The following is a 19,661-nucleotide window of genomic DNA, read 5'->3' as shown; positions in this document are numbered from 1 at the left end:
TCATTCTCCCTTCTCGGGCGGAACGGATTCCGTCGGGGCAGGTGCCGGCTTGTCCTTGGTGGTCGCAGCCGCGGTGGCCTCCTCGGAATCGAGAGGTGCTGCGCCGCTGTCGGTCGGGTGCGACACCGTCGGCGCGGTCATTCCGGCGTCCTGCGCGATATGTAGGCCGGCCAGCGTCGGCTCGCCCACCCGGCCGCCGGCGTGGGCCGCACCGGGCCGCTCGTCCGGGAAGCCGGCGAGAATTCTCTGCGTCTCCTTGAAGGTGCACAGTGAGGCGCCGCGGGTGGGGACGACCTCCTCGCCGATGCGCAGTGAATCTACAAGTGCACGAGCCGATTCAGGGGTTTGATCGTCGAAGAACTCCCAGTTCACCATCACGACGGGCGCGTAGTCACACGCGGCGTTGCACTCGACACGCGTCAGGGTCAGACGGTCGTCGCCGGAATCGAGGTGGTCTTGGAGCGCCTCGAAGATGGCGTCACCGCCCATCACGGCACACAGCGTGTTGGTACACACCCCGACCAGATAGTCGCCGGTGGGTTCGCGGCGATACATCGAGTAGAACGTGGAGACCGCCGTGACCTCTGCGCCCGTCAACCCCAACCGGTCCGCGCAGAACTCGATTCCAGTGGGCGAGACGAAACCGTCCTCGGCCTGCACCAGGTGCAGCAGGGGCAGCAACGCAGATCGGGCCATCTGCGGATCCGGTGCCTCGGGCAGCGAATACCTCGCGATGATCGTATCGGCGTCGCGGTCGAGCCGGGCACGCACGTCTTCGGGATACGGCACTGGGCGTGTACCGAGCTGCAGAAACACTCTCTCGGTCATCGGTCCACACCACCCATCACGGGATCGATACTGGCCACTGCAGCAATGACGTCGGCGACCATGCCGCCCTCACACGTCGCCGCGACGGCTTGAAGGTTGGTGAAAGAGGGGTCTCGATAGTGCACTCGGAACGGCCTCGTTCCCCCGTCGCTGACCATGTGCACACCCAGCTCGCCGCGAGGAGACTCGACGGCTACGTACACCTGCCCGGGCGGCACGCGGAATCCCTCGGTCACCAACTTGAAATGGTGGATGAGCGACTCCATCGACGTGTCCATGATGTCCCGAACATGTTCGTCCGAGTTGCCCATGCCGTCGGGCCCCACCGTCAGGTCCGCCGGCCACGCAATCTTCTTGTCCTCGACCATCACTGGACCGGGCCGCAATCTGTCCAGGCACTGCTCGACGATCTTGAGGGACTCTTTCATCTCTGCGACTCGAATGACGTAGCGCCCGAAGGCATCGCATCCGGTGTCGGTGCATACGTCGAACTCGTAGGTTTCGTAGCCGCAGTAGGGTTGTGAAACCCGCAGATCGTGCGGGAGACCAGTCGAGCGGAGCATCGGCCCGGTGATACCCAGTGCCATGCACCCAGTGAGGTCCAGGTAACCGATGCCCTGGGTGCGTGCCTTCCATATCTTGTTGTCGTCGAGCAGCTTCGACATGTCTCGCAGCCTGTCCGGCAGGGTCTTCAACAGCTGGCGAATTTTGCCGATGGCATCGTCGGGCAGATCCTGGGCGAGGCCCCCAGGCCGGATGTAGGCGTGGTTCATGCGCAATCCGGTGACCAGTTCGAACACGTCGAGAATGAGTTCGCGCTCGCGAAACCCGAAGAGCATCGCCGTCACCGCACCCAGTTCCATCCCGCCGGTGGCGAGCGCGACGAGGTGCGAGGAGATGCGGTTCAGTTCCATCAGCAGGACGCGCACCACGGTCGCGCGTTCCGGTATGTCGTCGGTGATGTCGAGCAACTTCTCGACGCCGAGGCAGTAGGCGGTTTCGTTGAAGAACGGTGACAGGTAGTCCATCCGAGTGACGAAGGTGACGCCCTGGGTCCAGTTCCGAAACTCGAGGTTCTTCTCGATGCCGGTATGCAGATATCCGATACCGCAACGAGCCTCTGTGACAGTCTCGGCCTCGATCTCGAGAATGAGCCGCAACACACCGTGTGTGGAGGGGTGTTGCGGTCCCATGTTCACCACGATGCGCTCGTCGGCGGTGCTCTCGGCGGCAGCGGCGACGACATCGTCCCAATCCTGGCCCGACACCGTGAAAGCCTTTTCGCGATCGGAGATACCGGTCATCAGTTGTACTCCCGCCGTTGGTCGGGTGGAGGAATGCTCGCGCCCTTGTATTCGACTGGGATTCCGCCGAGTGGATAGTCCTTGCGCTGCGGGTGTCCGACCCAGTCGTCCGGCATCTGGATCCGAGTGAGGGAGGGGTGCCCGTCGAATCGAATGCCGAAGAAGTCCCAGGTCTCCCGCTCGTGCCAATCGTTCGTCGGGTAGATCCCGACCAGGGTCGGGATGTGAGGATCGGAGTCCGGTACCGAGACTTCGAGACGAACCCGACGATTGTGCGTGATGGAGAGTAGCGGATAGACCGCGTGCAGTTCGCGGCCCTCGTTGCGTGGATAGTGAACTCCGTTGACGCCCAAGCACATTTCGAATCGAAGCTGGGGATCATTGCGCAGCGCTCGGGCGGTACTCGGGAGGTGCTCGCGGCGAATATGGAGGGTTAGCTCGCCTCGGAAGACCACCACACTTTCCACGGCCTCGTCGAACGGCAGATTTTCGGCGAGGAGGGCGCGCTCGAGATGGTCTGCGATGGAGTCGAAGTAGCTGCCGAACGGTCTCTCTGTGCTGCCTTGGACGTAGGTTTGCGAGGCCAGTTTTCCGTAGCCGGAGGTATCGCCTGTTCCACGTACCCCGAACATGCCTCGACGGTCGGACGTCACCGCAGCAACCCCTTCGCCTCGATCGTCGGCCGAATGTCCATCGCCGCTGCCTCGGCGGCACGGGCGACCTTCTCGCGGTCCGCGCCGAGGGGCATTTCTTGAATCTTTTCGTGCAACATCATGATTGCGTTGAGCAGCATCTCGGGCCGAGGCGGGCAGCCAGGAAGGTAGATGTCTACCGGCACGACGTGATCGACGCCCTGGACGATGGCGTAATTGTTGAACATCCCGCCCGACGAGGCGCAGACACCCATCGCCAGAACCCATTTCGGTTCGGCCATCTGGTCGTAGATCTGACGCAGAACCGGAGCCATCTTCTGGCTCACGCGCCCCGCCACGATCATCAGATCTGCCTGTCGCGGTGAGGCTCGGAAAGCCTCCATTCCGAAACGCGCGATGTCGAATCGTCCGGAGGTCGTCGCCATCATCTCGATTGCGCAGCACGCGAGTCCGAACGTCGCCGGCCACAGCGAACCCTTTCGAACGTAGCCCGCGAGACCCTCGACCGTGGTCAGCAGAAACCCACTCGGCAGCTTCTCCTCGAGTCCCATGCAAAATCCTTCCCAACGGCGATGATGACGGTGTCGCGCGCTAATCCCAGCTGAGTCCGCCTCGTCGCCACTCGTAGGCGTAGGCAACGGAGGCGCTGACGATGAACATGCCCATGGCCAGAAGGCCGAATACTCCGAGCGCATCGAAATGCACTGCCCACGGGTACAGAAAGACGATCTCGATGTCGAAGATGATGAAGAGCATCGCGGTGAGATAGAACTTCACCGGATAACGCCCGGCGCCCATCGGTTGCGCGGTCGGTTCGATACCGCACTCGTATGCGTCCATTTTGGCTCGGTTGTATCGCTTGGGGCCGACGACGGACGCGATGAGCACCGATACGAGGGCGAAGGCAACGGCGACAGCACCCAGGACGAAGACGGGTATGTATTCGTTCATCCTTTTCACCTCTCCGCGCCTGCCTTGTGGGCATCTGAAGGAGCTCCGTCGGCCAAGAGATCTTTAGCCAATAGAAAAATGTGAGCCGAAACACAGCCTACCGGGGTGATGCCCCGACTTGTCTCGGTTTCGAACTCCGAGATGAGCGTGTCGGCGAGAAAGTCGATCTTGGACGTGAATGTAGCGGTCGAGCCGGAATGGCTTGTGATGAAGGGGTTTCGCGTCAGCTCTGAAGCAACGCGGTGACGGCGGAGGTGAGCACGAATGGATCGATCGGGTGCGAGACCGCGGCCTCCGCTCCCGACCAGTCGGCCAACCATCTGTCGTCTGGACGGCCCGTGAGCACGACGAGTGGCGGGCAGTTGTCCAACTCGTCCCTCAGCTGCTTGGCGACACCCATACCGCCTGCCGGTGTGGCTTCGCCGTCGAGGATTGCCAGGTCTACGCCGCCGGCATCGAGATGGTGGATGACCATGGGTTCGCTCGCCACTTCGATGTACTCGAATGCGGGCAGTTCGGGATCGGGGTGTTTGCCGATCGCGGTGGTGACGTCGGCGCGCGTGTTCGCGTTGCTGCTGTACACCAGTATGCGCAGCGGATCGTTCACGACAGCGATGCTACGTCCACTTGTGGGGACGCATCGCGTATTCGAGGTAACCCACTCCCACCGGCAGAAACCTGACGCCGATTCAGACCTGCACGGCTCGCGCGGTGGCCAACAATGCGGGGGTATCCTGCCCCGGCCAGATTCCGGTCAGGGTGGCATCCGGGGATGGTGCCAGGGGAACGCCGACGACCCGGGCGAGAGTCACTTCGAGGGCCTCGGACCGAAAGGTGGTTCTTCCTTCGCTATTCGCAACGTGAACATGGAGGAGGGGTGGCACTGGCGTTCCTTCGTGTCCGCTTCCGCGGACGCTGGTGGTCACAGTCCGTTTCTCCGGTGACGTCGGGTAGTCGTACTGGAGTTCTGCCTGCGTACCACCGGTGAGGATCGTTGCAGCGAGGACGGTGACGTAGACGGGATCATGGACCGCGTCGTACACCCAGCGCTCCCCGAGAACTGAATGCTGCATCGTGTTGACGAGATGGCCTTGCGCGTCGGCAAGTGGCCTGTCCCGGTATGTCAAGGGCACCTGCAGTACCTCGCCACCAGAGGCCAGAAGGAAGGTCTCCATTCCGACGGCGCCATTGGGATCGTCGAAGCGATAGGCGCCGAGGATGGTCACGTCGGTGATATCGAGATGCGCGGCCCAGGGCTGTTCAGGCGCCCAAGCGCGAAGCATGTCGATCTTGCTGGGGGATAGCTGCGCATCGTGAATCAGTGCCATCGAGCGAACGCTACCCGGTCGGCATGCAACGCGGTTCGTGCTGCTCACATCGCTTCCGGACGCGCTTGGTCGTTCCATTTGATATCAATGTGTAACGAACATTGAACCTCGCCGATAGAAACCTCGACCGCGGCGTGCGAAGCCGTTACCCCCGACTCGGCACCGCACGCCGCGGTCCCCACCCAACAGCAGTCGAAGGATGGCCATGCGCGACGAAGTGAGCGATCGGTTCCCACGCGGCGACGGACCGGGCGACGACGTGCTCGGCGATTTCGGAGTCAGCCGTCAAGGGTTCGTCAGCCGTTTGCAGGAGATATTGCTGCAGAACCCACCGCCCAAGGGGCTGGATCATCTCGACGTCGCACGTCTGATCGCCGCCTGCTCCTGATCCCGCAACACCAGCCGGCGTGCAGCCGAGGCAGCGGGAGCGCAGACTGTGACGCGTGACCGACGCCCCTGACGCACCCAGAACGCCGTCCACCACAGAGCATTCTCGGCTTGCCGAGTCGCCCGGGGTGAGCGGGCCATGGCGTCAGTGGGGCCCATACCTCGCTGGTAGGCAATGGGGAACGGTGCGCGAGGACTACTCGGAGGACGGAGACGCGTGGCAGTCGTTTCCGTTCGACCAGGCGCATGCTCGAGCTTACCGCTGGGGCGAGGACGGCCTCGGGGGCATCTGTGATCGTTTCGGCTTCCTCAACTTCGCATTCGCGGTGTGGAATCGCAAGGACCCGATCCTCAAGGAGCGGCTGTTCGGACTCACCAACGGTGAGGGCAACCACGGTGAGGACGCCAAAGAGTATTGGTGGGTGATCGACGGGACACCGTCCCACAGTTGGATGCAGTGGCTGTATCGGTATCCCCACGCGGAGTATCCCTACCAACAGCTCCGGGACGAGAACGCCAGTCGCGGCCGAGACGACCGCGAGTACGAACTGTCCGACACCGGAATACTCGAAGAGAACCGATTCTGCGACGTCCAGGTCAGCTATGCCAAGGCCTCACCCGACGACATCTGCATCGTCATCTCCGTCACCAATCACGGCCCGGAGACGGCATCACTCGATTTGTTGCCGCACCTGTGGCTACGAAACACCTGGGCTTGGGGGCGCGACGACCGCGGTGGCACCCTCACCGACGTCGATCCCAACGAACTGGAGTCCGGACGCCTGCGTGCCATCGAGGCGGATCACAGTTTCCTTGGCAGGTACTACCTCAGCGCGGAGGGGCATCCGGACGTGTTGTTCTGCGACAACGAGACCAATGCCGCCGATCTGTGGGGACAGGAGAACCGTTCCCAGTACAGCAAGGACGGCATCGGGCGCCGAGTGGTCGGCGGGGATGTCGACGCCGTCAATCCGGAGCGGACCGGCACGAAGGCCGCGTTCTGGTTCCAGCTGGACGAGATCGCGCCCGGTGGCACCGTCGAAGTCAAGCTGCGCCTGTCCATGAACCCGCCCGACGAACAGACCTTCGGTCGCGGATTCGATGCCGTGGTCGCGGACCGGCAGGCCGAGGCCGACGAGTTCTACGATGCTGTCATCGGAGCCGATCTCGACGACGCCGATCGTCATGTCGCCCGTCGCGCCTACGCCGGACTGCTGTGGACGAAGCAGCTCTACCGCTACGACGTCGAGCAGTGGGTCGAAGGTGACAGGGTGGGAGAGCCGGCGCCGGCGTCGCGGCAGAGCTCGACCGCTCGCAACGCCCACTGGCGTCACCTCGCGTTGGCTGATGTCATCTCGATGCCCGACGAGTGGGAGTATCCGTGGTTCGCGGCCTGGGATCTGGCCTTTCATGCCATTCCGCTTGCGCACGTCGACCCCGACTTCGCCAAGGAACAGCTCGTGTTGATGTGCCGCGAGTGGGCGATGCACCCCAACGGTCAGCTTCCGGCTTACGAGTGGGAGTTCGGCGACGTCAACCCGCCGGTGCATGCATGGGCGGCATGGCACGTCTACCGCATCGACGGTTTTCGAGACCGAGAGTTCCTCGTTCGAGTCTTCACGAAACTTCTCCTGAATTTCGCTTGGTGGGTGAACCGCAAGGACTCCGAGGGCTCGAACATCTTCGAGGGCGGATTTCTCGGGATGGACAACATCGGACTGTTCAACAGGTCGGCTCCGCTGCCGCCGGGGTTTCGTCTGGAGCAGTCGGACGCGACCAGCTGGATGGCCTTCTACTGCCAGCAGATGTTCAAGATTGCTCTCGAACTCGCCAGGTACGACAGCGCGTGGGACGACGTGGCAACCAAGTTCTTCACCCACTTCCTTTCCATCGCACGAGCCGTCAAATCGTTCGGCTCGCAGCATATTTCACTGTGGCACGAGGAAGACGGGTTCTTCTACGACGTCCTCGTCCCGCCCGAGGGAGATGCGATTCCCATGCGGGTTCGGTCGATGGTCGGATTGCTTCCGATCCTCGGGGCCACGGAGATACCGTCGTGGGTCGAGGAGGAGTGCCCCGATCTGACCGCGCGGCTGCGCTGGGTGCAGAGGCGTCGACCGGAGATGGTCAGCCCCCTGCTCGCGCGAAAAGACGGTGACGAAGTCCGCGTGCTGCTCTCACTCGTCGAACCCGAACGGCTCAAGCGTGTGCTGTCGCGGATGTTCGATTCCGAGGAATTTCTCTCTGCATTCGGTATTCGCTCGCTCTCTGCGTCATATCGCGACGGGATCACCTACGAGATAGACGGCCGATCGCTGTACATCGAATACGAACCGGGCGAATCCCGCACCGGAATGTTCGGTGGCAACTCGAATTGGCGTGGCCCCATCTGGTTCCCGGTCAATGTCCTGCTTGCCGACAAACTGCGAGCGTACGGCCGGCACTACGGCGACTCGTTCACCATCGAGATCCCCACGGGGTCCGGCAACCACTGCACGTTGACCGACGCGGCGGACCTGATAGACAACGGCCTGGCGTCGTTGTTCCGTCCGGTCAACGGCAAGCGGCCTGCGGACGGCGACCGAATCGAGTCCAGTGACGACCCGCTCTGGAGCGTGCATCCCACCTTCAACGAGTACTTCGACGGTGACACCGGCGAGGGTTTGGGGGCCTCGCACCAGACCGGATGGACCGGGCTCGTCGCACATCTGCTGCGTCCGCGGCTACCGCTCTGAGAGCGGCCGCGGGTCGGACTCGTGCTCACCTAGAGTGGTGCCATGAAAATCCGCGGCGCAGTACTGGAGAACATCGGATCTTCTCGGCCTTACGCGCAATCGCGCCCCCTCACCGTTTCGGAACTGGACCTGGCGCCTCCTGGTGACGGTGAACTGCTGATCAGAATCGAGGCAGCGGGATTGTGTCACTCGGACCTGTCGGTTGTCGACGGCAACCGCATTCGACCGGTTCCGATGCTGCTGGGCCACGAAGCTGCCGGCCGTGTCGAGTCCGTCGGAGCGGGTGTCGACGACATAGCCGTCGGTGCCCGCGTGGTCATGACGTTTCTGCCCCGATGCGGCGACTGCGCCGGATGTCGGACCGACGGCCGGATGCCCTGTGTCACAGGCAGCTCGACCAACAACGAGGGGACGCTGCTCGGCGGTGGCGTACGGCTGACGCGCGACGGCGTCGAGATCAAGCACCACCTCGGCGTGTCCGGATTCGCCACGCATGCTGTGGTCGACCGCAAGTCCGTCGTCCCGGTCGACGACGACATCCCTGCCGACATCGCCGCCGTTCTGGGATGCGCAGTGCTCACCGGTGGTGGTGCCGTCCTCAATGCGGGACAACCGAAGCCGGGTCAGTCGGTCATGGTGATCGGGCTCGGTGGCGTCGGCATGGCTGCGATCCTGACGGCAGTATCCGTTGGTGCGGGAGAAGTCATCGGCGTCGACGGCGTCCCGGACAAGCTGATCGCGGCCCGTGAACTTGGGGCGACCCAGACGTTCTCGCCTACCGAGAGACAAGAACTGGCCGTCAAGGCCGACGTCGTCATCGAGGCCGCTGGAAATGCGCGAGCTTTCGAAGCTGCGGTGGCGGCGACAGCACCCGGTGGCGTCACCGTCACCGTCGGCCTACCTGCCCCCGACGCAAGATCATCGATCTCCCCGCTCGGACTGGTGGCCGAGGCGCGCACGATCATCGGCAGCTACCTGGGATCGGCTGTGCCTTCGCGCGACATTCCGAAATATGCGCAGATGTGGCGTGAGGGCAGATTGCCGGTGGAGAAGTTGATCAGCTCTCGAATCGGCCTGGACGAGATCAACCGCGGAATGGACGAACTCGCCGACGGAAATGCGATACGTCAAGTCATCACCTTCGACTGACGCGTCGTGACGAGCCGGACCCAACTCCGCCGACCGGCGTACTGCGGGCGAGGTCTAGGTCAGTAGGCTTGCGTGCGCGTAAGTGTTCGAGTCGAGGAGCGGAGCAATCGTGAGTGCAGAAGTACCCGTCCGGGTCGGCGTCCTCGGTGCTCGCGGCAAGGTGGGTCAGGCGATCTGCGCGGCTGTGGAGGCCGCGGAGGATCTCGAACTCGTCGCTGCGGTGGACCAGGGCGATCCCCTCACCAATCTCGTCGACGCGGCCACCGACGTGGTCGTCGACTTCACCCACCCCGATGTGGTGATGGACAACCTGAAGTTCGTTGTCGAGAACGGTATCCACGCCGTCGTCGGCACCACCGGTTTCGACGACACCCGCCTCGACTCGGTGCGTTCCTGGTTGGCGGGCGCGCCCGAAACCGGAGTGCTGATAGCACCCAATTTTGCGATCGGCGCAGTATTGACAATGCGTTTCGCCGAACAGGCCGCGCGGTTCTTCGACTCCGTCGAGGTCATCGAATTGCACCACCCGAACAAAGCCGACGCGCCGTCGGGTACCGCTTACCGCACAGCCCAATTGATCGCCGCAGCCCGCGCGAAGGCAGGGGTACCGAAGAGCCCGGATGCGACGACAGCGGAGTTCGACGGGGCACGAGGCGCCGAAGTAGAAGGTGTGCGCGTGCATTCCATTCGACTGGCAGGACTCGTGGCGCATCAGGAAGTTCTGCTCGGCACCACCGGCGAGACACTCACCATCCGGCACGATTCACTCGACCGAACATCGTTCGCGCCGGGAGTGCTCCTCGGAGTCAGGGAGATCGCCGGTCGACCGGGGTTGACCGTCGGGCTCGATTCGTTCCTCGACCTGTGATCGCAATGAACAAGTCGACGAGGGTGCTGTCCATCATCGTCGTGCTCGTGGCGATTCTGGGCTTCTACTTCTACGTTCTCGGTAGTCGGGGCGTGTCGCTGCTTCGCAACGGCGACGCGGTCAGCGTCGGTCTCGGTGTCGGGGTTCTGCTGCTTCCCATCATCGGTGTCTGGATCGTCTTCGCCACGCTCAAGGCAGGTCTGGATCATCAGCGTCTTGCGTCCCGGGTTCATGACGAAGGCCTGGAACTCGATGTCTCGGAGCTGCCCCGGATGCCGTCGGGACGGCTCGAACGCGACGCTGCCGACGAACTGTTCGCGCAGGTCAAGTCCGAATGGGAAAAGGACCCGGACAACTGGCGCAACTCCTACCGGCTCGCCAGGGCCTACGACTACGCCGGTGATCGTTCTCGTGCCCGCGAGACGATGAAGCGAGCGGTGGCGCTCGAACGCGACGAGTCCTGATGCCTACGCTGCTCATCGTTCACCACACTCCCTCGCCGGTCACCCGCGAGTTGCTCGAGTCGGTGATGGCAGGCGCGATGGATCCCGACATCGAGGGGGTGACGGTCCGCAGTGTCCCCGCACTCGCGGCGACGGTGCCGGACGTCCTCGGCGCCGACGGCTACCTGTTCGGAACTCCCGCCAACTTCGGCTACATGAGCGGTGCCCTGAAGCACTTCTTCGACACCACCTACTACCCATGCCTCGACGCCGTCGCCGCGCGCCCGTTCGGTTTGTGGGTGCACGGCAACAACGACACAGCGGGGGCGGTCGCGGCCGTTCGCAAGATCACGACCGGATGGGGTCTCGAACAGGCCGCTGCGGCGTTGGAGGTGACGAACGTCGACAAGGCGAGCCGGGAGGCGTGCTACGAGCTCGGCGGTACTCTCGCCGCGACTCTCATGACCTGACGGTTCAGGGATGACCGGTTCACTTCGTGGCAGGCTGGGTCCATGCGTGAAATGAGTGCGGCGATGGCTCGGCGTACGGCGCTGGCCGCACAGGGTCTGGCCTCGCCGCATCCGGCGGGGGAACGGGGTGCGTCCACACGCGCCGTGCACAAGGTTCTCGATCGAACGCATCTGTTGCAGATCGACTCGGTATCGGTGCTGGTGCGCGCGCACTACGCTCCCGTGTTCAGCCGTGTGGGCCGGTACGACCGCGGTGTGGTGGATCGGGCCGCGTGGACCGATACGGCGCGCAGTCCGCGTCGGCTGGTCGAGTACTGGGCGCACGAAGCTGCGCTGATTCCGGTCGAGGACTGGCCGTTGATGCGCTGGCGAACCGAACTCTACGAGCATGGACGGTGGGGCGGTGCGAAGTCCGTTCTGGAGCGGAACCCGACGCTCGCGAAGGAAGTGCAGGGTGTGATCGCCGATCTGGGGCCGTCCAGTGCGGGCGAGATCGAGCGCGTGCTCGACGTCGAGCGGCCTGGCAGAAAAGGGCCGTGGTGGGATCGCAGCGACGTGAAGATCGTGTGCGAGCAGCTTTTTGCGGCGGGGGTGGTGTCGGTGGCCACACGGGCAGGCTTCGTTCGTCACTATGATTTGACCGAGCGCGTCATACCTGCCGACATCGCTGCGCGGCGCGTGGTCGAGGCCGATGCGGTGCGTGCGCTGGTGGGTCGGTCGGCGGATGCTCTGGGCGTCGCCACCGAAGCGGATCTGCGTGACTACTACCGCCTTTCGCAGAAGCAGACCACAGCGGCGATAGCCGATCTGGTCGAGGACGGGGTGCTCGAACAAGTCGAGGTTCGCGGCTGGGGCGCCCCCGCCTATCTTCACGCCGATGCACGGATTCCGCGGTCCGTTCGCGGCGCTGCCCTCCTGTGCCCGTTCGACCCGATGATCTTCTTCCGGCCGCGGGTGCAGCGCATCTTCGACTTCCATTACCGGATCGAGATCTACACCCCGCAGCACAAGCGAGTTCACGGCTACTACGTCTTCCCGTTTCTGCTGGACGGCGAACTCGTGGCGCGAGTCGACCTCAAAGGCGACCGAGCGCGATCGGAACTGCAGGTACTGGGCGCATTCGTCGACGGTGACCGCGACGCAACGGTCATTGCGGCGGCATTGCACCCGGTGCTGCGCGAAATGGCCGACTGGCTCGAGCTGGCGGATGTCGTCCTCGGTGGGCGCGGGGATCTGATGCCGGCTCTGACCGAGTTGCCGGCGACCGGATGACCCCCGGAGGTTCGGACAGCGGACGAGAAAGAATGGTGCGACCATGCCCGACATGACCTCTTCCGTATCTGCGCAATCGAACGAGCTGTCGCCCCAGGTCGTGGTGCTCTTCGGAGCCACCGGCGATCTCGCGAAGCGCAAACTCCTGTCGGGGATGATGCACCTCGCGTTGTCCGAACTCGCTCCGCGAATCCGAGTTGTCGGAACGTCGTTGGAAGAGATGACCAGTGACGAGTTTCGTCAGATGGCACTCGAAGCGATCGACGAGCACTCGAGCCGAAAGGTCTCCGACGAACAGTGGCGCCAATTCGCGGGGAAATTGAGCTACGTGTCGCAGAAGTCCGGTCCGGCGGCGTTGGGGGAGGCCGTTGCCACCGCAGAAATCGAACTCGGTGTCGGCGTCAAGCGGTTGCACTATTTGTCTGTCCCTCCGAAAGCTGCGCTGGCAGTCGTCGACATGCTCGCCGCCGCCGATCTGGTGAAGAATTCTCGGATCATCATGGAGAAGCCTTTCGGAACGGACCGCGAGAGCGCGATTGCTCTCAATGCCAGGTTGCACGAGACTTTCGACGAGGAGCAGATCTTTCGTATCGACCATTTTCTCGGAAAGGAACCTGCGCAGAACATTCTGGCGTTTCGCTTCGCGAACGGTTTGTTCGAGCCGATCTGGAACCGAAATTTCATCGACCACGTGCAGATCGACATTCCGGAAGCCCTTGCGCTCGACGGCCGGGCGAACTTCTACGAAAATACCGGCGCCTTCAAGGACATGGTGGTCACCCACTTGTTCCAGGTTCTCGCCTTCATGGCGATGGAACCGCCGACGGCTCTCGAGCCCAGAGCGATCAGCGAGGAAAAGAACAAGGTCTTCAGGTCGATGCTTCCGCTCGACCCTCGCAAGGTGGTACGCGGTCAGTACTCGGGTTACCGGTCCGAGCCGGGCGTGGCACCGGACTCGGAAACGGACACCTTCGTCGCATTGGAGTGCGAAATCGACAACTGGCGATGGGCGGGTGTGCCGTTCTACCTCAGGACGGGCAAGCGCCTAGCCGAGGGGCAACGAATAATCTCCATCGCATTCCGTGAGCCGCCGAAGAGCATGTTTCCGGCGGGGTCCGGCGTTGGTGCGCACGGGCCGGACCACCTCACGTTCGACTTGGCGGATGCGTCGAAGGTGTCGTTGTCCTTCTACGGCAAGAGGCCCGGGCCGGGGATGCGGTTGGACAAACTGAGCATGCAATTCGCACTACAGGAAACCGAACGTGTGTCGGATGTGCTCGAGGCGTACGAGCGGCTCATTCTCGACGCCATGCACGGCGACCACACGCTGTTCACCACAGCCGAGGGGATCGAGCGGTTATGGGAGGTGTCGCAGCCGCTACTCGCTGACCTGCCACCTGTGCGGCAGTACACGCCGGGGTCCTGGGGGCCGAATGCAATTCACCAGCTGATCGCCCCGCATGCATGGCGGCTGCCATTCGAACGGGAGTGGCGTGAAAAGCGCTGACGGCGCTGCCTTGCGTCGGTTCGTAGACTCAGTACCGCGTGCGGTTGTTGCGAACCTGTTCACGTAGTGCATCCTGAACTGCTTGCGAGAGCCAGGAATTGAGCGAAACGCCATTCATGGACGCTGCTTGTTCGGCCCGTTCCTTCACGTGTTCGACCATGCGTAGGGTGACGCGACGCACCTCGCCTGTGACATCGTCCATCGTCGGGTATTCGTCACCATCGGACGGTATCGCTCCGGCCGACCTTTCGGCAGCCTCGTCGATGGCCTCACGGATGACGTCGGCCGACGCCTCGTTCCCGGACAATTTGAGATGAACGGAATACCCGTCGATTCGGTCGGAGATCTCGTCGGCGAACTCGGACATCGCTTCGAGGAGCATGAGCCGTGCAGACGCCTGTGCCGCGTTGGCGAGTGCTTCGGCGGTCTTTCTGGTGTGGTCGTCGCCGAGCGATGCGGCTGCCAGAAGATCTGCACGTAGCGAGGCGGTATACCTGTCTAGTTCCATGGTGTCAGTGTGACGTCTAAAGTGGCGTCGTGCAAGCGTCGAATTGTCGTCATCGTGACGCCGATTTGGCGTCGGCCGGGTGCTCGCGAGGTTCGTGGATAGGGTTTGTGTGAGTTGTCAGCTGTACTAGCGAAGGAATGCGCAGTGTCGAAGACGGTGTCACTGAAGGTTGAATTGGTCGCCAAGACCGAGTTCGTCGAGCCTTTGGACATCCCGTGGGAGACCGATGCCGACGGGGGACAAGCGCTCGTGGAGTTCGCCGGCCGCGCGTGCTACCAGAGTTGGTCCAAACCGAACCCGCGAACTGCGACGAACGCGTCCTATCTGCGGCACCTACTCGACGTCGGGCACCTGTCCGTCCTCGAGCATGCATCGGTGAGCTTTTACATCACGGGGATCTCGCGGTCGTGCACGCATGAGCTGATCCGGCATCGCCACTTTTCGTACTCCCAGCTCTCCCAGCGCTTCGTGCCCGAGCGCGACGCCAACGTCATCGCCCCGCCCGCTGTTGCAGGGGACGCCGAGCTGGAAGCGTTGTTCGAGCAAGCAACGGACGCAAGCAGAGCTGCCTACGTCGAACTGCTCAATGCACTCGAGCACAAGCTCGACGGCGTCACCAATTCCGCGCTCCGGGGCAAGCAGGCGCGCCAGGCGGCGCGGTCTGTTCTCCCCAACGCGACCGAGACGAAGCTCGTCGTCACGGGCAACTACCGGGCCTGGCGGCATTTCGTGTCGATGCGCGCCTCCGAACACGCGGACGTCGAAATCAGACGTCTGGCGGTCGAATGCCTGAGGCAACTGGCCTCGATCGCGCCGGACATCTTCGGCGATTTCGAAATTTCCGCACTGTCGGATGGTTCCGAGGTGGCGCACAGCCCGTTCGTCACCGAGAACTGACCGCCCGCTCTCGGGCGAAGTTCCGTCCCGCCGCGAGTTAGCGCGCATTGCACCGGGTAACCTTTCTGACCATGACATACGGTGATCCCGCTCCTGCGATCCACTCCCCGTTCGGCACGGTGCTGACCGCCATGGTGACCCCGTTCACCCCCGACGGAAAGTTGGATATCGACGCCGGAGTACGGCTGGCTCATTTCCTGGTCGAGCAGGGTAACGACGGGCTGGTCCTCGCAGGTACCACCGGTGAATCACCTACCACCACCGAGAACGAGAAGCTCGAGCTCATGCGCGCGGTCATCGCGGCCGTCGGGGACCGCGCGTGCATTATTGCCGGAGCAGGAAGCAACGACACCGCGCACAGCGTCGAGTTGGCCCGCGACGCGGCCCGCGCAGGCGCCCACGGCCTCCTGGTGGTCACGCCGTACTACTCTCGGCCGCCGCAGGCGGGGCTCTTCGCGCACTTCACCGCAGTCGCCGACGCGACGGACCTGCCGGTGATGTTGTACGACATTCCGCCGCGCTCGGTCGTTCCCATCGAGACCGAGACGCTGCGTCGGCTCGCCGAGCACCCTCGGATCCTTGCCGTCAAGGACGCCAAGGGGGACCTCAACGCCGGCGCTGAATTGATCGCAACGACAGGGCTGCAATTCTTCTCAGGCGACGATCCGCTCAACCTGCCGTGGCTGTCGGTGGGCGCTACCGGATTCGTGAGCGTCATCGGCCACCTCGTGCCGGCCCGACTGCGCGAAATGCACAGCGCCTTCATGGCGGGTGACAATGCAAGGGCGCGGGCCATCAATGCAAGCCTCATTCCGGTGACCAGAAGCGTGGCCCGACTCGGCGGCGTCAGCGCCGCCAAGGCAGGTCTGCGGCTCATCGGACTGGACGTGGGCGAGCCCAGGCTTCCCCAGGTGCCGCCCACCAGTGACCAGATCGACATGCTTGCAGCGGATCTGAGAGCAGCAGGAGTGCTTGTATGAGCCGACCAGCACGATCGCGTGGCCGCGCAACCCGAAGTGCAGGTCCGCCTGCCGACAGGCAGGCGCAGTCCGCGAAACCGATCGTGCAAAGTTCGGCCCGGACGGTTCGCCCCGACGCTCGAACACAATTCGACCCGACCGACCGACTCGGTACGCCGCCCGCAGCGCCGTTCAAGGGCCTGCGCGTAGTCGCGCTGGGCGGCATCGGCGAAATCGGCCGCAACATGACGGTGTTCGAGCATCAGGGAAAATTGCTCATCGTCGACTGTGGTGTGCTCTTTCCCGAGGACCAGCAACCCGGCGTCGACCTGATCCTGCCGGACTTCCGGCACATCGAGAACCGGATGGCCGACGTCGAGGCCGTCGTTCTCACACACGGTCACGAGGACCATATCGGCGCGGTGCCGTTCCTGCTTCGTCTGCGTCCGGACGTACCGGTCGTGGGATCGAAGTTCACGCTCGCGCTGGTGGCGGCCAAGTGCCGTGAACACCGGTTGCGCCCCAACCTCGTCGAGGTCATCGAGGGCCAGAAGACCAACCATGGGCCGTTCGAGTGCGAGTACTTCGCGGTCAACCACTCGATTCCGGACGCTCTGGCCATCGCGATCCGCACCGACGCGGGCCTGACGCTGCACACCGGCGACATCAAACTCGACCAACTGCCGCTCGACGGACGGCTCACCGACCTCGCAGGCTTCTCACGTCTCGGCGACGAAGGTGTCGATCTGTTCCTGGTGGACTCGACCAACGCCGAAGTCCCCGGCTTCGTCACCCCTGAGCGCGAGATCGGCGGAGTCCTCGACACCGTCATCGGCAAGGCCAAGCAGCGCGTGATCGTGGCGTCGTTCGCGAGCCACGTGCACCGAATTCAGCAGGTCATCGACGTGGCTGAGCGATACAACCGTCGGATAGCATTCGTCGGTCGGTCGATGGTGCGCAACATGCAGATAGCCCAGGATCTCGGGTACCTGCGGGTGCCCGACGGTCTCGAAGTCACCGTCGACACGGCGGCGACATTGCCCGACGACCGGCTCGTGCTCATCTCAACCGGGTCTCAAGGCGAGCCGCTCTCGGCACTCTCGCGAATGGCGCGCGGAGAACACCGTCAGATCAACGTCAAGGCCAACGATCTCGTCGTCCTGGCGTCGTCCTTGATCCCCGGCAACGAGAATTCGGTTTTCGCCGTCGTCAACGGTCTTGCGAAGCGCGGCGCCACGGTGGTGACCCAGCAGACTGCGAAGGTGCATGTCTCCGGTCACGCATCCGCAGGCGAGCTGCTGTACTTGTACAACGCGGTGCGTCCCACCAATGCGATGCCCGTGCACGGGGAGTGGCGCCACCTGCGTGCCAACGCGGCACTGGCGAAGGCGACCGGTGTGGCCGAGGATCGAATCATCCTCGCCGAGGATGGGGTGGTGGTCGACATGGTCGACGGACTCGCCCGCATCGTCGGGCAGGTGCCCGTCGGCCACGTCTATGTCGACGGTCTGTCCGTCGGTGACGTCGGTGATTCCACCCTGTCGGATCGCCTGGTTCTCGGTGAGGGTGGATTCATTGCCATCACGGTCGCCGTCGACTCGAGTACTGGCCGTGCCGTCACCGCCCCGGAGGTGTCGGGTCGCGGATTCTCCGATGATCCCACGGCACTCAAGGAAGCCGGCCAGTTGGTCGAGGCCGAGCTCGTTCGTCTTGCTTCCGAAGGAGTCACCGATACTCACCGGATCGCGCAGGCGGTTCGCAGGGTGGTGGGACGTTGGGTCGCCGACAAGTATCGCCGCAAGCCGATGATCGTTCCGACGGTCATGGCGGTGGGGAACAAGTAGTTTCCTGCGCGCTCAGGCTGCCAACAGGCGCCACAGACCGATGAGCCCGACGACCACGATGACGGCGCGCAAAGTCCACGGCGACAGCTTTCGGCCGTAGCGTGCGCCTATCGACCCGCCGAACAGCGAACCGGCAGCGATCAAACCCGCTGCTGCCCAGCTGATATCGCTGAACGCGACGATCGTGTATGTCGCGGCGGCGACCACGTTCACGATCAGTGAGAGAAGATTCTTGGCAGCGTTCATCCGCTGCATCGAGTCGGGCAGCAGAACTCCCATCACTCCGATCAGCATGATGCCCTGGGCTGCAGTGAAATACCCGCCGTAGATCCCCACGGCGAAGGTGCCGATCGTCAGCAGTACGAGCTTGGTGCGGCTGACGTGATCGGTTGCCACGCCCGCAGCCTCGGAGCGGCGGCGGGCCCAGGTCTGAATTCGGGGCTGCACCACGACCAGGACCAGCGCGCCGATCAGCAGGATCGGTACGACGGCGGCGAAAACGGACGGCGGCAGGTGGAGTAGTAGCCAGGCCCCGATCAGTGCTCCGACGAACGAGGCCGGCATCTGCCACCGCAGCCGTCCCCACTGTCCGCGCAATTCGCGGCGATATCCCCATGTTCCGGAGATACTTCCGGCCACCAACCCGATGGCATTCGACATGGTGGCCACTACGGGGGGATAGCCGAACGCAACCAACGTGGGAAACGTGATCAGAGTCCCGGACCCGACGACCGCATTGATCGCGCCCGCGCCCAACCCAGCGACGAATATGACGACAATTTCCGATACCGGCACCGATGTGAGATTACGGTTCACCCACCGCCGCACCGCTGACGGGGCACGTACTGTGAGTGAGTGTGAGCCTTGCACAGGACGAACGCGCCGAACTCGTACGAACAATGACCGCAGTGGGGGAGGACGCCCCGACGTTGTGTGGTGACTGGACAGCTCGCGATCTCGCGGCACACCTGGTGGTCCGAGAGCGGCGTCTGGATGCCGCACCCGGGATCGTGCTTCCATTTCTGTCCGGATACACCGAGAAGGTGCAGGCAGGGGCGGCGGCGAAGCCTTTCGACGACCTGGTGTCGGCCATTCGGACGGGCCCACCCCTTTGGTCACCGTTCAAGCTTCTCGACCCGGTGATCAACGTGGGGGAGATGTTCGTTCACCATGAGGATCTCCGCCGGGCGGGGCCGGACTGGACTCAACGCACGTTGTCGGCTTCGCTGCAGAACAGGCTATGGACGATTGCCGGCCTGATCGGAAGACGTGCATATTCCGCGTCGCCGGTCGGTGTGGTGTTCCGATCGAAGGACGGTCGAACGAAAACGGTCAAGAAGGCGAGTGGTCGACACGTGGTGCTGACGGGTGAGCCGTCCGAACTGCTGCTGCACGCCTTCGGGCGTAGCGCCGTGGTCATCGAGTTCGAGGGCACCGAGGCCGACATCGCAGCAGTTCAGGGGCTTGACCGAAGCTTCTGAGGTCGATGGCACAACGCATCGGGACAAGTCGGGCAAGCTGTTACTGGTGTTGCGGATGGTTTCCGAGGGGTCATTGC

General features: G+C 63.5%; 20 protein-coding genes and 1 pseudogene. 12 read left to right on the top strand and 9 right to left on the bottom strand.

Annotated features, from left to right (window positions below):
* The 7 genes and pseudogenes from nuoE to J1M86_RS17440 form a co-directional block, all read right to left on the bottom strand.
* Positions 1-828 carry an NADH-quinone oxidoreductase subunit NuoE gene (gene nuoE, locus J1M86_RS17470; protein ID WP_206510795.1) on the bottom strand — a complete coding sequence of 276 codons (828 nt, stop codon included), beginning with the start codon at positions 826-828 and terminating at the stop codon, positions 1-3.
* Complete coding sequence (gene nuoD, locus J1M86_RS17465; protein ID WP_206510794.1) at positions 825-2,132, bottom strand: NADH dehydrogenase (quinone) subunit D; 1,308 nt, start codon at positions 2,130-2,132, stop codon at positions 825-827. The genes nuoE and nuoD overlap by 4 nt, the downstream gene beginning before the upstream one ends.
* Positions 2,132-2,773: pseudogene (locus tag J1M86_RS17460) on the bottom strand (NADH-quinone oxidoreductase subunit C); the annotation flags it as partial. The gene nuoD and the pseudogene J1M86_RS17460, both read right to left, overlap by 1 nt.
* Before the next feature lie 8 nt (positions 2,774-2,781).
* Positions 2,782-3,336 carry an NADH-quinone oxidoreductase subunit B family protein gene (locus J1M86_RS17455; RefSeq protein WP_075840077.1) on the bottom strand — a complete coding sequence of 185 codons (555 nt, stop codon included), beginning with the start codon at positions 3,334-3,336 and terminating at the stop codon, positions 2,782-2,784.
* Between the two features lie 40 nt (positions 3,337-3,376).
* Positions 3,377-3,736 carry an NADH-quinone oxidoreductase subunit A gene (locus tag J1M86_RS17450; protein ID WP_075840076.1) on the bottom strand — a complete coding sequence of 120 codons (360 nt, stop codon included), beginning with the start codon at positions 3,734-3,736 and terminating at the stop codon, positions 3,377-3,379.
* Between the two features lie 223 nt (positions 3,737-3,959).
* On the bottom strand, positions 3,960-4,343 hold the full coding sequence (locus tag J1M86_RS17445) for a response regulator transcription factor (RefSeq protein WP_206510793.1): 384 nt from the start codon (positions 4,341-4,343) through the stop codon (positions 3,960-3,962).
* A gap of 82 nt (positions 4,344-4,425) precedes the next feature.
* Positions 4,426-5,064, bottom strand: coding sequence for a hypothetical protein (locus J1M86_RS17440; RefSeq protein ID WP_206510792.1), 639 nt, complete (start codon positions 5,062-5,064; stop codon positions 4,426-4,428).
* Between the two features lie 205 nt (positions 5,065-5,269).
* Between J1M86_RS17440 and J1M86_RS17435 the strand changes: the two genes are divergently transcribed.
* From J1M86_RS17435 to zwf, 8 genes are all read left to right on the top strand, one after another.
* Positions 5,270-5,452 carry a hypothetical protein gene (locus tag J1M86_RS17435; RefSeq protein ID WP_075840218.1) on the top strand — a complete coding sequence of 61 codons (183 nt, stop codon included), beginning with the start codon at positions 5,270-5,272 and terminating at the stop codon, positions 5,450-5,452.
* A 55-nt stretch (positions 5,453-5,507) separates the two neighbouring features.
* Positions 5,508-8,186 (top strand): glucosidase, encoded by a 2,679-nt coding sequence (locus J1M86_RS17430; protein ID WP_206510791.1) that lies wholly within the window; start codon positions 5,508-5,510, stop codon positions 8,184-8,186.
* A gap of 42 nt (positions 8,187-8,228) precedes the next feature.
* The gene (locus J1M86_RS17425) at positions 8,229-9,335 is read left to right on the top strand and encodes a zinc-binding dehydrogenase (protein ID WP_206510790.1); all 1,107 of its coding nucleotides are present in this window, start codon (positions 8,229-8,231) and stop codon (positions 9,333-9,335) included.
* Positions 9,336-9,444: 109 nt separating this feature from the next.
* On the top strand, positions 9,445-10,203 hold the full coding sequence (gene dapB / locus J1M86_RS17420) for a 4-hydroxy-tetrahydrodipicolinate reductase (protein WP_206510789.1): 759 nt from the start codon (positions 9,445-9,447) through the stop codon (positions 10,201-10,203).
* Between the two features lie 5 nt (positions 10,204-10,208).
* Positions 10,209-10,667, top strand: coding sequence for a tetratricopeptide repeat protein (locus tag J1M86_RS17415; protein ID WP_075840217.1), 459 nt, complete (start codon positions 10,209-10,211; stop codon positions 10,665-10,667).
* Positions 10,667-11,116 carry a flavodoxin family protein gene (locus J1M86_RS17410; RefSeq protein WP_075840073.1) on the top strand — a complete coding sequence of 150 codons (450 nt, stop codon included), beginning with the start codon at positions 10,667-10,669 and terminating at the stop codon, positions 11,114-11,116. Before J1M86_RS17415 ends, J1M86_RS17410 begins: the two co-directional genes overlap by 1 nt.
* A gap of 42 nt (positions 11,117-11,158) precedes the next feature.
* Positions 11,159-12,388, top strand: a complete 1,230-nt coding sequence (locus J1M86_RS17405; RefSeq protein WP_206510788.1) for a winged helix-turn-helix domain-containing protein — start codon at positions 11,159-11,161, stop codon at positions 12,386-12,388.
* 52 nt (positions 12,389-12,440) lie between these two features.
* Complete coding sequence (gene zwf / locus J1M86_RS17400; protein WP_206510787.1) at positions 12,441-13,895, top strand: glucose-6-phosphate dehydrogenase; 1,455 nt, start codon at positions 12,441-12,443, stop codon at positions 13,893-13,895.
* Positions 13,896-13,923: 28 nt separating this feature from the next.
* On the opposite strand, the gene J1M86_RS17395 is transcribed toward zwf, so the two are convergent.
* Positions 13,924-14,403 (bottom strand): hypothetical protein, encoded by a 480-nt coding sequence (locus J1M86_RS17395; RefSeq protein WP_206510786.1) that lies wholly within the window; start codon positions 14,401-14,403, stop codon positions 13,924-13,926.
* Positions 14,404-14,547: 144 nt separating this feature from the next.
* On the opposite strand from J1M86_RS17395, the gene thyX reads away from it, so the two are divergent.
* From thyX to J1M86_RS17380, 3 genes are all read left to right on the top strand, one after another.
* Complete coding sequence (thyX, locus tag J1M86_RS17390; protein WP_075840072.1) at positions 14,548-15,300, top strand: FAD-dependent thymidylate synthase; 753 nt, start codon at positions 14,548-14,550, stop codon at positions 15,298-15,300.
* A gap of 71 nt (positions 15,301-15,371) precedes the next feature.
* Positions 15,372-16,280, top strand: coding sequence for a 4-hydroxy-tetrahydrodipicolinate synthase (dapA, locus tag J1M86_RS17385; protein WP_075840071.1), 909 nt, complete (start codon positions 15,372-15,374; stop codon positions 16,278-16,280).
* The gene (locus J1M86_RS17380) at positions 16,277-18,103 is read left to right on the top strand and encodes a ribonuclease J (protein WP_241260188.1); all 1,827 of its coding nucleotides are present in this window, start codon (positions 16,277-16,279) and stop codon (positions 18,101-18,103) included. Before dapA ends, J1M86_RS17380 begins: the two co-directional genes overlap by 4 nt.
* 12 nt (positions 18,104-18,115) lie before the next feature.
* On the opposite strand, the gene J1M86_RS17375 is transcribed toward J1M86_RS17380, so the two are convergent.
* A complete protein-coding gene (locus J1M86_RS17375) occupies positions 18,116-18,898 on the bottom strand; it encodes a sulfite exporter TauE/SafE family protein (protein ID WP_206510785.1) in 783 nt (260 codons plus the stop codon).
* A gap of 62 nt (positions 18,899-18,960) precedes the next feature.
* Here J1M86_RS17375 and J1M86_RS17370 point away from each other — a divergent pair, with 62 nt between their 5' ends.
* Positions 18,961-19,584, top strand: a complete 624-nt coding sequence (locus tag J1M86_RS17370) for a TIGR03085 family metal-binding protein (RefSeq protein WP_206510784.1) — start codon at positions 18,961-18,963, stop codon at positions 19,582-19,584.
* Positions 19,585-19,661: the final 77 nt, after the last annotated feature.

This window comes from Rhodococcus sp. KRD197, assembly GCF_017168235.1.
GTDB lineage: Bacteria > Actinomycetota > Actinomycetes > Mycobacteriales > Mycobacteriaceae > Rhodococcoides.
Note: the sequence above shows the minus strand (reverse complement) of the source record. Positions and strands in the feature narration are given on the sequence as shown.